Here is a 13,018-nt window from a genome sequence, read left to right as displayed (position 1 = left end):
CGAGTCTAGCCCGGGCCCACCGGAGGACCCAGCCGCCACGTCGGCCGTGTCGTCCGGTTGTACGACGTTTTGCTCGGATTGCGTAACTTTTTGTGGCGCACCAGATCTGGTTGCGTAATCAACCACTGCCGGTGGCCCGCCCGATCAGCCTGCGACCCACCGGGTGGCGGGTGCGACGCCGGCTCGGGGCGGGAAGGCCGTGGCGAGTGCGTCGGCGAATCGGCGGTTGCGTTCGGCGGTCCCGGCGGCGGTGTAGTGGATGCCGTCGGCGAACCATGCCGGTTGTGCGGCCGCGGCCCAGTCGTACACGGCGAGGTTGGGATAGCGCGCCACGGCGCGACGCAGGGCGGCGTCGAACGCGGTCATCGATTCGGCGCGGTAGGCGCTGTTCGACGGATTCGACGTGGCCACGGTGGGCCACAGGACGGGCTGCCCGGCGAGCTGGCCCATGATGCGATCGATGCGCTCGTCGGCGTCCACCGTGCTGCCCACGGCGATGTTGGCGGCGTCGTTGACGCCCATCGCGATCACCCAGCATCCGCGGGCGCCGCCGGCCAGCTGTGTCCGGACCGCGTCCGCGGCGTTCGGCCGCCCGCCCACCTCCTCGACGATCGATCGGCCGCCGTCGGCGTCGAGGGTCACATGTGTGGCCCCGACCCGCTTGTACTGCGCGGTGAGGGTGTCGTCGGGGGTGGGTACCCGGGCGGCGTCGTCGACGCCCACCGATGTGGAGTCCCCGACCTGGATCACCGATGTGCAGCGGGTGGTGCCGGCCGCGCCGTCGGGACGGAGCAGGCCGTCGAGGCCGGGGATCAGGCCCAGGATCTCGTCGAGCGGGAGATCGGCGGACGAGGTGCCCAGTGCGCCGGCGAGATCCCCGAGCGGTTCGGCCGCGGCCGGGGACGCGCCGAGCACGGTGACGGCCGCAGCCATGCCGAGGGTCGCCGCGGCGACACGCCGCCGGAGCCGGCGGTGACGGTTACGCGGACCACGGGCGGGACGAAGACGCAGATACATAGTCACAATGGTCCCACTGAACTACACCGGTCACTTCTGTCGCAATCCAGCGGGGGATACAGCTTGATAACCGGGTGATCACGGTGAGCTCGGGACCGGTCGCGAGCACGGCGCCTATGCCGGGAACGTCACCTTTGTCGGGGCATTGCGCGTCTGGGTGGTGCCGTCGCCCACCTCGCCCTTCGAGTTCAGACCCCAGCAGTAGGTCTCGGCGTCGGCCACCGCGCAGACATTCGATCCGGACACCGCGAGCGTGGTCACATCGTGGAGGCCGGGGACCGAGGCCGGCCGGACCGTGTCGGCGCCGGTGGCGATTCCCACGCCGCCCCAGCACTTCAGTTCCCGGGTCAGGGTGATGGCACATGTCGCCTCGGCTGCGGCCGTGACCACGGCCAGCGCATCGGTCAGGACGGGCGTGGGCGTGGACCGGGCGGTCGTGGTGCCGTCACCGATCTGGCCCTGATCGTTGGAGCCCCAGCAGTAGGCGACATCGTCGACCTGGACGGCGCAGGTGGTGGCATTGCCGATGGTTCCGCCGGTGCTGATCGCGGGTGCGTACTCCACACCCTTGATCTGGGTGGGCGTGTGCCGGTCGACGGTGGTGCCGTCACCGAGCTGCCCGTTCTTGTTCGATCCCCAGCAATACGGGGCGTTCGCCGCGACCGCGCAGGTCACGTCGTCGCCGACGGAGATCGCGGTGACCCCGCTCAGGCTCTCGACCTTGGCCGGGGCGGTACGCGGGGAGGTGGTGCCGTCACCGAGCTGTCCGGAGCCGTTGGCGCCCCAACAGTAGAGACTGCTGCCGGCGATGGCGCAGATGTTGGACCCGTCGACGTCGACGTCGGTCACATCGGTGAGCCCGGCGACCTCCTTCGGGACCGTCGTCTGCTGCAACGTCGGCGATCCCCAGCAGTACAACGTGCGGGAGGCCACCGCGCAGGTGGTGGAGCCGCCGGTCGCGATGTCGGTGACGTCGCTGATCCCGGCCACCCTGGTCGGTGTGTGCCGGTCCACCGTGGTGCCGTCGCCGAGTTGTCCGTCGTCGTTCTGGCCCCAGCAATAGCCGACGGCGTCCCGGACCGCGCAGGTGGTGAACACGTCCACCGACAGCTCGGTGACCTGACCGGTGAGTGCGACGGGATCGCTCGCGGTGCTGTCGGAGCGACCGACGGCCAGCGTGACGCCCACCGCGACGGCGGCGACGACGACTGCGGCGACCAGGGTGAGCAGGGCCGGGAGCAGCCGTCGTAGGCGGGACGGTGTCGGCGGCCTCGGCAGGATCGTGTCGGCCGGGGCGGTCGTGTCACCGGAGTAGCGGGCCGCCTCGGCGGGGACCGCCGGTCCGGACGACGACGAGCGCGTCGGTGTGGGTGCCGCGATCGCGGCCTGCGGGCCGGCGTCGGAGGCACCCAGGACGCCCGAGAGGGCCGCGGCGAAGGACTGGCAGTCGGGGTAGCGCTGCGCGGGATCCTTGGACAGGGCGCGGGCGAAGACCGGATCGAGCGACGCCAGATCGGGGCGTCGTCCACTCAGCGGCGGTGCGGGCCGCGACAACAGGGCCGCCATCATCGCCGACGGGGTGGGTGCCTCGAACGGGGTGACACCGGTCAACAGTTCATAGATCGTGCAGGCCAGCGCATACTGATCGGTTGCCGGGCCGGCGGGCAGTCCGTCCATGAGCTCGGGCCCGGCATAGGCGAGGGTGCCGATGAAGGCCTGGGTGGCGGTCATCCGGGTGGAGTCCATCAACCGGGCGATGCCGAAGTCGAGCAGCACCACCTGGTCGATCACGCCGTCGTCCTCGCGCGTGACGATGATGTTCGCGGGTTTGATGTCGCGATGGATCACCTGGTGGCGGTGTGCGTAGTCGAGCGCCTCGGCCGACCGGACCGCGACCAGACCGATCTCGGCGTCGGAGAGCGGGCTCCGCGACAGGTCCTCGCCGTCGAGATAGGTCATGGTGAACCACGGGGCGCCGGCCTCCACGCCGTAGTGGTGGATCGCGACGATGCCCGGATGCCGGAGCAGGGCCACGGTGCGGGCCTCGTTGGTGAAGCGTTCCTGGAAATCGGCGTGATCGGCGGCGGTCACCGAGATCACCTTCATGGCCTCGCGCCGCAGCAGGTGCGGGTGCTCGACGAGGAAGACCTGTCCCATCCCGCCCTCGCCGAGCCGGGCGAGCACACGGTAGCCGGCGAACTCGGTGCCGGGATCGAGTCGGCTCATGGGCGGTGCCCTCTCGTCGTCGGGACCGGTGCGGGCGGCAGCATCGGCGGCGTTGCGCTCAAAACCGCACCTCGACGGGGTGGAAGGTGGAGTCGTCGGTTCCGATGCCCAGCTGCCCCTTGCGATTGAGGCCCCAGGCGAACAACCCGGCGTCGGTGCGCACGAACGTGGTACTCGAGTCGGTGACGACCCCGGTCACCGGGCCGAGCCGGCCGCCGAGGTCGTCCGGGCCCACCTCCACCGGTGCGGTCAGGTAGCCCCGCCGGTCGTCGGGCACCATGCTGTCGAGATTGTTGCCCCAGCAGAACAGGCGCTGGTCGGCGACCGCGCAGATCGCCTGGGTGTTTGTGGAGACCGCGGTCACCGGCGGGAGCCCGTCGACGCGAAGGGGAGTGCGTGCGTATCGGCGGGTCGCATCGCCCACCTGGCCGTATCGATTGTTTCCCCAGCAATAGAGTGCGGAATCGCTGATCACGCATGTGGTGCCCACCGCGGTGGTCAGCGCGGCGGCCCGGCCGAGTCCGGGGACGTGGGTGGGGGTGTGGCGGTCGGTGAACGTGGTGTCGCCGATGCCGCCGGATCGGTTGTAGCCCCAGCAGTACACATCGCCGGGGGCGGTCAGACCACAGGTGATCGCCGACCCGGTGTCGAGCACGGTGAAGTCGGCGGGGCCGTGCACGCGGGCCGGGACGAGTCGGTTCTCGGTGGTCCCGTCACCGATCTGCCCGTAGGTGTTGGCGCCCCAGCAGTACGCACCGCCGTCGGCCACCGCGCAGGTGGTCGATCGTGGTGTGATCTCGCCGTCGACGAGGTCGATGTCGGTACCGGTCGAGACCGAGGTGACACGGTGGAGCGCCTCGATCTTGGTCGGCGTGGTCCGGTCGTCGGTGGTCCCGTCGCCGATCTGGCCGTTCTCGTTGCCGCCCCAGCAGTAGAGCGAACCGCCGGCGATCGCGCAGACCGACGTCCACCCGACGGCGATGCTGGTGACGTCGGCCAGTCCGGGGACCCGGGTCGGGGCGTTGCGGTTCTCGGTGGTCCCGTCGCCGACCTCGCCGTGTGCGTTGTCGCCCCAGCACCAGACCGCACCGTCGTGGACGGTGCAGGTGGTGGCGTTGGCGATCGCGAGGCTCGACGTGGTGGTCTGGACGAGTGCGGGTTCTCGGGTGAGGGCGAGCGTGGTGCCCACCGAGACCAGGGCCACGACCAGCAGCAATACGATTCCGCCTGCGATCATGCCGACCGTGCGGGTGCTCCGACGCCGATGTGCGGGTTCGGTGATCGCACCGGACGCGGGGTCGGTGCTGTGGGTGCCGGAGGTGGCGACGGCGTGGGCGTCGGTCGGCGCGTCGGGGGCCGGTGGTGTCGGCCTGGCGGGCGGGGCTTGGGGTGGGAGCGTTCGGGGTGGGAGCGTGTCGCCGGAGGGGCGGTCGATTGCACCGCCGGCGGGGAGAACGGCAGAGGGTGACGCAGCAGGGGGTGGTGCAGCAGAGGGTGACGCGGCAGGGGGTGAACCGGCGGAGAGGCCACCGGCCGGTGGGAGCTCGGCCTGGATGCCGGTGCGCTCCGGGGCGTCGCCGTGTTTCGGGCTGCCGGTGTGTTTCGGGTCGCCGGTGGGGACGATCGTCGGCTGCGCCCGGCCACGGAGCGAGGGAACCGGGTCGTCGGCGACCGGGATCGTCGCCGAGCGCGCTGCCGTCACCGAGCCGATGAAGCTGCGGCAATCGGGGTAGCGGTGGGCGGGTGAGTCGGTCAGGGCGCGGGCGAAGATCGGGTCGAGCACGGTGAGATCGGTGCGATGGGCGCCGAACCCGGTGAACGTCGGACCGGGCGGCGTGCCGGTGAGCAGGGTGAACAGGATGGCGGCCAGCGAATACTGGTCGGCAGGAGCCCCGGCTGTGCCTCCCGCGCGTACTTCCGGGGCAGTGTAGGACGGCCCACCGGACAACGGGTTGGCCGAGCGGCGGGGCATCAGGCCGATGACGCCGATGTCGAGGACGACGACGCTTCCCGGAGCACCGGGCGGCGAGGCGGCGGTGAGCAGGATGCCCTCGGGTGCGAGATCGGAGTGCAGCACTCCGTTGCGGTGCGCGTGGTCGAGGGCGTCGGCGATCAGGGCGCCGACACCGAAGGCCTCGGCGTCGTCGCGGCGCCCGGGACCGAGCGGCGCGCCGTCCACGTGGGTGGTGGCGACCCATGCGTACTGCTGATCGATGCCGTGATGGGTGATCCGGGGGAGTCCGGGATGGTCGAGATGGGTGAGTGCGCGCGTCTGCGCACCGAATCGTGCGCCGGAATCGTCGGCGGTCGCCCCGGGAGGGAGGACGCGCACGTCCTCGCGTCGGGGCGGGGTGTCGTGGTCGCCGAGGAACACCTGCCCGATGCCGTCGATGCGTATCGGCCCGAGCAGGCGATAGCCCGCGATCGAGCCCACATACTCCCCGCTCACAGAAAACCGTCCCCTCGGCATGCTCCGCCCGTGCAGCCCGCGTCGACGATACCGAAATGGTGTGTCGCCGCGGTCGGACCCCGTCGTCGGGGCGCGATCATGGGGCCTGGTCATGGGGTCTGGTCATGGGGTCACCGGGGGGAGTGACCCCACGACCGTGGCGGACGGACCCGGGGAGCGGAAGCGGTCCGTGTGGGCGCGGTGCGGTCCGGGGGCGGTGTGGCGCCGGACCCGGCGGATCAGGAGACTGCGCGGGCGGCCTCGGCGATGATGTCGGCGACCGCCTCCGGGCGCGAGGTGGCGACGGCGTGCGATGCGTCGACCCGCACGATGTGCGACCCGGCGCGGGCGGCCATGAACTCCTGCTCCTTCAGCGGGATCGCATTGTCCTGGGTCGCGATGAGCGCCCACGACGGCAGCGTGCGCCACGCCGGCTCGCCTTCGAGGTCCGCGGTGAGCGCCTTCTGGGTGACGGGTCGCTGGATGGTGGCGCTGAGGCGGACGCGTTCGGATGCGACGTCACCGGCGATGACATCGCCGAAGCTGTCGGCGTTGACCCGCAGCTCGGGCTCGCCGGCGTGAGTGAGCACGGTGGAGGTCTCGGCGCCGAGCGCGGTTGCCCCGGACAATCCGAAGGCGTTCTCGCCGGTGTCCGGCTGGTAGGCGGCGATGTAGACCAGTCCCTTGACGTTCGGCAACTGCTGCGCCGCGCGGGTGATGACCACACCGCCGTACGAATGGCCGACGAGCACTACGGGTCCGTCGACGGCGCGCACGATCGAGGAGACGTACTCGGCGTCGCCGTTCACATCACGAAGCAGGTTCGGTGCGGCGACCACGTCGAAGCCCCGGCTCCACAGCTGCGGGATCACATCACTCCAGCTCGACGAGTCGGCGAACGCCCCGTGTACGAGAACGATGGTCGGGTTGCTGCTCATGAAGATTCCTCACTTGTAGAACGACCGGTCTCTCCGATGGTAGAAAGACTAGTCGTTCTACCAAGTGGTGCGCAAGCCAGAGATACCGGTCGTTCTCGTATGCTGGGCGGGTGACGACTTCTGAATCCGTGACGAGCCCCCGGGATCGGCTCCTGCGCACCGCCTCGCACCTCTTCTATACGGAGGGGATTCAGGCCGTCGGCGTGGAGCGTCTGGTGAAGGAGGCGTCGGTCACGAAGGCCACCTTCTACCGGCACTTTCCCAGCAAGGACGACCTCGTGTCGGCCTACCTCACCGACACCGCGCAGGGCATCCGCGCGTCGGTGGACGCCGCACGGGCGGGGAAGGCTCCGATGGAGGCCTTGCATGCGGTCATGGCCGCACTCGGGGACTCCACGCTCGAGGACGGATTCCGGGGATGCCAGTTCCTCAACGCCGCCACCGAGTACCCCGATCGGACGCACCCGGTGCGGGCCGTCATCGACGGACAACGGGCCTGGCTGTTCGGGGTGCTGCGCGAACTCGCCGTCGATCTCGACCACCCGGACCCCGACCATGCGGCACGGCTGCTCATGCTCCTGCACGACGGTGCCTTCCAGTCGGCCGAACTGGACGGACCCGCGCGCGTGCGCGAGACCCTGCGCCGGGCGGTGGACCAACTCTTCCCGGCGCCGCGCTGACCGGAGGTCGGCGCGGCTCCGGGAATCGGTGCTTCGGGAAGTGTTGTGCCACAGGTGTTCTGCTGATCCGTCCCGGCCCCGGTCCCGGTTTCGACGGACCGGTCGGGGCATCGGATCAGGCGTCCGTGGCGGAACCCCTCGTCGTTGTAGTGCGTACGAGAAGGGTGGGCTCGGGTCTCGGCGCGGGCGTCCGACTCTGCACGATGCAGGCGGCGGCTCCGAGCAGAAGGCCCCCGATGGCATACGGCGACAGGGTCTCACCCAATCCGACCCATGCCATCACGCTCGCGGCGGCGGGGATCACCGCGAAGAGGATCGACGCCGCGCGCGCTCCTGCCTGTCGGATGCAGGCGGCATACAGGGTGGTCGCACCGACCGAGGTCAGCACCGTCATGACGACGATGAGGACGATCGCACGTGGCCAGTTGCTGCACTCCACCGGACCGGTGAAGGTGAGGACCGCGGCGATGGGGGTGGATGCGGTGACACCGATGGCGGTGACCGTCCACGGATCGACGTCGGCGCAGTAGCGTCCCTGGTGGATGCCGCCGTAACACAATCCGAGCATCGCGACGACGACGGCGGCGACGGGGATGCCGATGGAATGGTCGGCGAGGAGTTTCGGAGTGCAGGCGAGCACCACCGCCGCGACGCCGAGAACCAGGGCGAAGGCACCCGAACGGCTTTCGCGATGCCCCAGCGTGACCGACATGATAAGTGCTGTGACAACGGGATTGAGCGCCACGATCAGCGATGCGAGTCCCGGTGAGACGCCGTTCGTCAGCGCCCAGTACAGGCTCAGGAACTGCACCGCCTGCGTCAGGACCCCGGCGATGACGGCATGCATGACCGCGCGCCGTGACGGACGGTTCGGGCGCCGGACGGCGACGATCACCCAGAGGATCACCGCCGACAGCGCGAACCGCAGGAGGACGACCAGACGCGGGGACATGATCGCCACGGTCGAACTGCCGAGGGGATATCCGGCGCCGTACAAGATGACGGTCGGGACGAGAAGCCGGGCGGACAGGGTGCTTGATCGCATGATCTAGATCGTCGTGGACCTGCCGAGGCAACCCCAAGACCAATCACGAATCGTGAATGGTTGTGGCACGCTGGGTGGGGTGACCACTCTGGATATCGTCCCGCTCCGGAGCTTCGACGCCGTCGTCGCGTTCTCCAGTGTTCGCTGCGCCGCGCAGGCGCTGCACCTGTCGCAGCCCGCGGTGTCGGGGCATCTTCGACGGCTCGAACGGCAGCTCGGCGCCGCGCTGGTGATGCCCCAGGGCCGCGGCATCACCCTGACCGGTGACGGCGAACTGCTCGCGACCTATGCGCGGTCCATCCTCGAACTCCACGACGAGGCCGTGCATGCGCTGACCCCCGCGGCCGACGGGGAGCTGATCGTCGCCGCGTCGGAGCATGCGGCCGACGGGCTGGTGCCGTCCCTGGTGTCCGCACTCCGCGCCGAGCTGCCCGACGTGCTCGTCCGTCTGCGCCTGACCCGAAGCGCCCGGGCACGGGAGATGCTGCACGACTCGAGGGCCGACATCGCGGTCACCCTGACCAGCCACGCGCAGGGCGGCGAGAAGGTCGCGACGGTGCCGCTGGAATGGCTGGGGGTTCCCGGTGCCCCGACCGACCGGGTGATCCTGTTCGAGCGGCCGTGTGCGGTCCGCGATCAGGCCGTCGCCTCCCGCCGTGCGGCCGACTTCCAGATCGTCCGGGAATGCTCGAATCTCACCGCGGTGGTGTCGGCGGTGCGCCACCGGGAGGGCATCACCCCGCTCCCGCGCATCGGTGCGCGCCCGGACGGGCTCGAGCGGGTGCGCGATCTCCCACCACTGCCGCCGGTACCCCTCTACCTGGCCACCGGACCACGGGTACCGGCCGCTGTCCGGGCTGCGGTGACGCGCCGCATCCGATCGGTGCTGCCGCCGCAGGACGTCATCGCCAACTCGTGAATCCGCTACCCGGTCAACGAATCTGGTGGCCGTTGCCGTTGTCGTTGCCGTTGCCGTTGTCGTTGCCGTTGCCGTTGTCGGGGCCGACGACCGGCCCACTCGGTGGGTGGCCCGGCGGCCGCCGGTCGCGGTTCTTGTTGAACACCACCGTCGCGATCGGGACGGCGACGGCGATCATCACGAGGATCAGGAGGAAGGCCGCGACGATGCCCAGCATGTGAAGCACCCTAGGGTGTTTCGGCGCACCGGTGGGCGAGGAGCGAGTCCGCGTCGGCGATCCGAATGAGGGTTCGCGAAGCGGCGATCACCTCAGATCCGGGTCGGTCCCGTCGTCGAACCGACCGACTGGAATGTGGTCGCGATGGCGTCCGCATCCAGATCGCCGGCGAGGCAGAGGGTCAGCAGCAGACGGGATTTGAGCCCGTCGAGGGCTCCGGCCCGGACCAGGCCCATCGCCATCAGCTCGATCTCCGAACCGGAGAATCGGTAGGTGGCGGTGAGAACCTCACCGGCCCCGGTGCGGGACGCGAGGACCACCGGCATCACCGCGACCAGGTCGGCGATCGCCGGCAGTGCGGCCACCGGGACGTGACCACCGCCGAACGCCTCGATCACCACCCCGCGATAGCCGAGGTCGGCGAGGGCCCGCAGCTGCCGGCCGTCGTCACCGAGTCCGAGCCGGACCAGCGCCACCGGCGGGACCGCAGGATCGTCGGGCAGGGTGAGGTGGTGTCGTGTCGCCGGGCGCAGGGCGATGACCGGTCGCCCCTCGGCGACCCACCCGATGGGTCCGAGACCCGGCGAGACAAAGGTGGCCGGGCTGGCCGTGTGGCCTTTGTGAACGTAACGGGCGGAATGGATCTCGTCGCCGAGACAGACGGTCACGCCGGTGCCGACGGCCTGCGCCGAGGCGGCCACCTGGACGGCGCCGAGCAGATTCACCGACCCTTCGGAACCCGGCAGCGACGGATTGCGCATCGCGCCGGTGAACACGATCGGCGGATCGCCGGACCACAGCAGATCCAGGACGAACGACGTCTCTTCGATGGAGTCGGTGCCCTGGGTGACCACCGCGCCGACGGCCCCGTCGGCGACTGCGGCCGCGATGGCGTCGCGCAGCCGGACGAGATCCTCGATCGTGATCTCCGGTGACGGTGTGAGCAGGAACTGGTGCGCCCGGACGTCGGCCACCTCGTGGAGGCCGTCGACCGAGTCGGCGATGTCCTGGGCGGTCAGGGTGGGGACCGCACCGGCGACGTCACCGCGGACGCTGGCGATGGTGCCGCCGAGGGCGAAGTAGTCGATGCGGGGCAAGCTGGACGATGCTGCGGTCACGATTGTCCTTCTGGGGAGATCACGGGTACGGCGGAGATCATCGGCGCGGCGCGGCCGGCGGTGGTCGAGGGGTCAGGGATCGGCGCTCAGCGCTCGGCGGTGGACGTTCCACGACTCTGCGACGGCATCGGGATCGAGGTCGCGGACGAGGACGAGCAGGCCGCAGTCGTCGTCGGTGACGTCGGCGTCGCGACGACGGGTGGGCACGCCGATGGCGCCGCGCGCGGCATGCAGGATCACCGGTCCGGCCGGGGTGCGCACGAGGCCCTTGATCCGCAGGATCTGCTGCGGGTGGGCGGTGACGAGGGCGCCGAGCCATAGTGTCAGTACGGTCCAGTCGACGGTGCGGGGGACCGGGATCCACCGCGAGCGGGGCGCGGACAGGTCGGTCGTCGCCGGTAGCGATACCGCGGCGGCCCCGTCGAACGATCCCATCGGTCGGAGGTCACCGAACGTCGCGGCCCGTATCGCTGCTCCGGGGTTCAGTGCGGTGACCGTCGCGGCCACCGTTGCGAGTGCGGCGGCGTCGACCAGGTCGGTCTTCGACACGATCACCGAGTCGGCCTGCTCCAACTGGACCCGGGCCAGCTGCTCATGCACCAGGTCGGAGAGCCCGCGCTCGGCATCGACGACGATGACGACGTCGGCGACGACCACATTCGATGACAGGACCGGATCTGCCTCGATCGCGTGCAGCACACCGGCGGGATCGGCCAGGCCGCTGGTCTCCAGGACCGCGCGCCGCGGCCCCGCACCGGAGTGTCGGGCTGCGCACAGGTCCCGGAGCAACTCCGCCAGCGCATCTCGTCGGTCACAACACGCGCAGCCGCCGAGCAGCGCGTACACACCGGTCGCCAGGTCGGGGGCTCGATCACCGGCGTCGTTGACGATGATCGCGGTGTCGGGGTCACGGTAGGCGGTCGACCAGGGTCGTCTTGCCCGAACCGAGGAAGCCGCCGACGACGGTCAGCGAGAGCCGGCGGTCCAGGTTGTCGACGGGGGTGTGGATGGTCATCGGTCGGCCGTTCCGAGCTCCCGCAGCCGAGCCAGCATGCCGGGGTCGAGGGGATCGAACGGCCGGCCGGGCAGTTCGGCGAGGGTCGGCCACACGGCCGCGAGATCGGACACCACGCGGCTGCGTCCGTCGGCCGAGCTGACGGTGTAGCCGATGCCGGCCAGATCGGCGGTCACCCGGACCGCCGACCCGGCCAGCATCGCGGCGAGGACCCGGACCGATGCCGCGCGGGCGCGGCGGCGCGCACCGGCGTCGTCGACGATGCCCGCCCCGCACCATTGCGGCGGCGGCACGGGTGTCCCGCACATCCCACACATTCAGCTGCTGCTGTCGATCAGTAGTCGACGGGGCGTTCGGTGCCGGCGAAGGGGAAGCGGCTGCGGAAGTCGGCGGCGGTCTCCTCCATGGTCATCCAGCGGACACCTTCGTGGCCGTTGATGTAGTCGATGAGGCGCTCGAGCATGAGCAGGACCTGCGGCCGGCCGGAGACGTCCGGGTGGATCGTGATCGGGAAGATCGCGTAGTCCAGTTCGCGGTACACCCAGTCGAACTGGTCACGCCAGAGCTCTTCGATGTCGCGCGGGTTGACGAATCCGTGCGAGTTGGGCGAGGCCTTCATGAACATCATCGGGGGCAGGTCGTCGACGTACCAGTTGGCGCCGATCTCGACCAGGTCGATCTCGGTGCCGTGCACCATCGGCTTCATCCAGTCGGCGGCCTGCTTGGAGTAGTCGATGCCGGTCCACGAGTCGCCCGAACGTGCGTAGAACGGGACGAAGTCCTTGAATCCCTGGCTGTGGTCGTACTCGAAGCCGTACTTGAGCAGCAGGTCCGGGGTGTTGGACGACAGCTCCCACCACGGTGCGACATATCCGCGCGGCGCCTTGCCGCTGAGCTCGGTGACCAGTTCCACCGCGCGGGCGAGCACGTCCTCTTCCTGGGCCGCGGTCATGGCGACGGGGTTCTCGTGGAGGTAGCCGTGCGCACCGATCTCGTGGCCGTCCGCGGCGACCATCGCGCACTCGTCCGGGAAGGTCTCGATGCTGTGGCCGGGGATGAACCAGCTGGTCCGGATTCCGTGACGCTTGAACATCTTGAGCAATCGCGGGACGCCGACCTGTCCGGCCCACACTCCACGCTGGATGTCGGACGGCGAGTCGGCGCCGCCGTACGAACCGATCCAACCCGCGACGGCATCGATGTCGATACCGAAGCTGACGATGATCTCCTTGGCCATGTCTACCTCGCACACTCGGGGGCGCATCCCGTCAGGGGGAGCGACCGAAAGCTGAAAGAACGATTGCGCAAACGTTCTTGCGAGACAGTAGGTGATCGCTGTTACAGCGGTCAAGGCGGGGTCGCCGACGACTCACTGCCGTGCGGGCAGCGGTGTC

13 protein-coding genes are annotated in these 13,018 nt (G+C 70.1%); 2 read left to right on the top strand and 11 right to left on the bottom strand.

Going from position 1 to position 13,018, the window contains the following annotated elements; all coding sequences use genetic code 11:
- Positions 1-144: 144 nt before the first annotated feature.
- The 4 genes from GD1_RS00220 to GD1_RS00205 all read right to left on the bottom strand — a co-directional run bounded on the left by GD1_RS00220 (position 145) and on the right by GD1_RS00205 (position 6,630).
- A complete protein-coding gene (locus tag GD1_RS00220) occupies positions 145-1,017 on the bottom strand; it encodes an SGNH/GDSL hydrolase family protein (RefSeq protein WP_059034895.1) in 873 nt (290 codons plus the stop codon).
- A 114-nt stretch (positions 1,018-1,131) separates the two neighbouring features.
- Positions 1,132-3,243, bottom strand: coding sequence for a protein kinase domain-containing protein (locus tag GD1_RS00215; protein WP_059034893.1), 2,112 nt, complete (start codon positions 3,241-3,243; stop codon positions 1,132-1,134).
- Between the two features lie 58 nt (positions 3,244-3,301).
- Positions 3,302-5,692, bottom strand: coding sequence for a protein kinase domain-containing protein (locus GD1_RS00210; RefSeq protein ID WP_169798168.1), 2,391 nt, complete (start codon positions 5,690-5,692; stop codon positions 3,302-3,304).
- 239 nt (positions 5,693-5,931) lie between these two features.
- The gene (locus tag GD1_RS00205) at positions 5,932-6,630 is read right to left on the bottom strand and encodes an alpha/beta fold hydrolase (RefSeq protein WP_059034889.1); all 699 of its coding nucleotides are present in this window, start codon (positions 6,628-6,630) and stop codon (positions 5,932-5,934) included.
- A gap of 110 nt (positions 6,631-6,740) precedes the next feature.
- Here GD1_RS00205 and GD1_RS00200 point away from each other — a divergent pair, with 110 nt between their 5' ends.
- The gene (locus GD1_RS00200) at positions 6,741-7,310 is read left to right on the top strand and encodes a TetR/AcrR family transcriptional regulator (RefSeq protein WP_059034887.1); all 570 of its coding nucleotides are present in this window, start codon (positions 6,741-6,743) and stop codon (positions 7,308-7,310) included.
- 115 nt (positions 7,311-7,425) lie between these two features.
- Here the strand turns inward: GD1_RS00200 and GD1_RS00195 are convergent, their stop codons facing one another.
- Positions 7,426-8,355 carry a DMT family transporter gene (locus tag GD1_RS00195; RefSeq protein WP_059034886.1) on the bottom strand — a complete coding sequence of 310 codons (930 nt, stop codon included), beginning with the start codon at positions 8,353-8,355 and terminating at the stop codon, positions 7,426-7,428.
- Between the two features lie 79 nt (positions 8,356-8,434).
- Here GD1_RS00195 and GD1_RS00190 point away from each other — a divergent pair, with 79 nt between their 5' ends.
- Complete coding sequence (locus tag GD1_RS00190) at positions 8,435-9,274, top strand: LysR family transcriptional regulator (protein WP_059034883.1); 840 nt, start codon at positions 8,435-8,437, stop codon at positions 9,272-9,274.
- Between the two features lie 13 nt (positions 9,275-9,287).
- Here the strand turns inward: GD1_RS00190 and GD1_RS00185 are convergent, their stop codons facing one another.
- From GD1_RS00185 to GD1_RS00165, 6 genes are all read right to left on the bottom strand, one after another.
- Complete coding sequence (locus GD1_RS00185; RefSeq protein WP_059034881.1) at positions 9,288-9,491, bottom strand: hypothetical protein; 204 nt, start codon at positions 9,489-9,491, stop codon at positions 9,288-9,290.
- Between the two features lie 92 nt (positions 9,492-9,583).
- Positions 9,584-10,609: an asparaginase gene (locus GD1_RS00180; protein WP_059034879.1), complete on the bottom strand. Its 1,026-nt coding sequence runs from the start codon at positions 10,607-10,609 to the stop codon at positions 9,584-9,586.
- Positions 10,610-10,681: 72 nt separating this feature from the next.
- Positions 10,682-11,503: a GTP-binding protein gene (locus GD1_RS25825; protein WP_500683569.1), complete on the bottom strand. Its 822-nt coding sequence runs from the start codon at positions 11,501-11,503 to the stop codon at positions 10,682-10,684.
- 13 nt (positions 11,504-11,516) lie between these two features.
- Positions 11,517-11,624, bottom strand: a complete 108-nt coding sequence (locus GD1_RS25595) for a GTP-binding protein (protein ID WP_162128896.1) — start codon at positions 11,622-11,624, stop codon at positions 11,517-11,519.
- The gene (locus tag GD1_RS00170; RefSeq protein ID WP_059034875.1) at positions 11,621-11,932 is read right to left on the bottom strand and encodes a hypothetical protein; all 312 of its coding nucleotides are present in this window, start codon (positions 11,930-11,932) and stop codon (positions 11,621-11,623) included. The genes GD1_RS25595 and GD1_RS00170 overlap by 4 nt, the downstream gene beginning before the upstream one ends.
- Positions 11,933-11,958: 26 nt before the next feature.
- Positions 11,959-12,861: a polysaccharide deacetylase family protein gene (locus GD1_RS00165; protein ID WP_059034873.1), complete on the bottom strand. Its 903-nt coding sequence runs from the start codon at positions 12,859-12,861 to the stop codon at positions 11,959-11,961.
- Positions 12,862-13,018: the final 157 nt, after the last annotated feature.

The sequence above is a fragment of the Gordonia desulfuricans NBRC 100010 genome (genome assembly GCF_001485495.1).
Taxonomy (GTDB): Bacteria; Actinomycetota; Actinomycetes; order Mycobacteriales; family Mycobacteriaceae; genus Gordonia; species Gordonia desulfuricans.
This window is presented reverse-complemented; position numbering and strand designations above follow the sequence as displayed.

What these genes read in the sequence shown, in the direction of transcription:
- GD1_RS00220 (WP_059034895.1), bottom strand. Translation starts at nt 1,017, where the DNA reads ATGTATCTGCGTCTTCGTCCCGCCCGTGGTCCGCGTAACCGTCACCGC.
- GD1_RS00215 (WP_059034893.1), bottom strand. Translation starts at nt 3,243, where the DNA reads ATGAGCCGACTCGATCCCGGCACCGAGTTCGCCGGCTACCGTGTGCTC.
- GD1_RS00205 (WP_059034889.1), bottom strand. Translation starts at nt 6,630, where the DNA reads ATGAGCAGCAACCCGACCATCGTTCTCGTACACGGGGCGTTCGCCGAC.
- GD1_RS00195 (WP_059034886.1), bottom strand. Translation starts at nt 8,355, where the DNA reads ATGCGATCAAGCACCCTGTCCGCCCGGCTTCTCGTCCCGACCGTCATC.
- GD1_RS00185 (WP_059034881.1), bottom strand. Translation starts at nt 9,491, where the DNA reads ATGCTGGGCATCGTCGCGGCCTTCCTCCTGATCCTCGTGATGATCGCC.
- GD1_RS25595 (WP_162128896.1), bottom strand. Translation starts at nt 11,624, where the DNA reads ATGACCATCCACACCCCCGTCGACAACCTGGACCGCCGGCTCTCGCTG.
- GD1_RS00170 (WP_059034875.1), bottom strand. Translation starts at nt 11,932, where the DNA reads ATGTGCGGGACACCCGTGCCGCCGCCGCAATGGTGCGGGGCGGGCATC.
- GD1_RS00165 (WP_059034873.1), bottom strand. Translation starts at nt 12,861, where the DNA reads ATGGCCAAGGAGATCATCGTCAGCTTCGGTATCGACATCGATGCCGTC.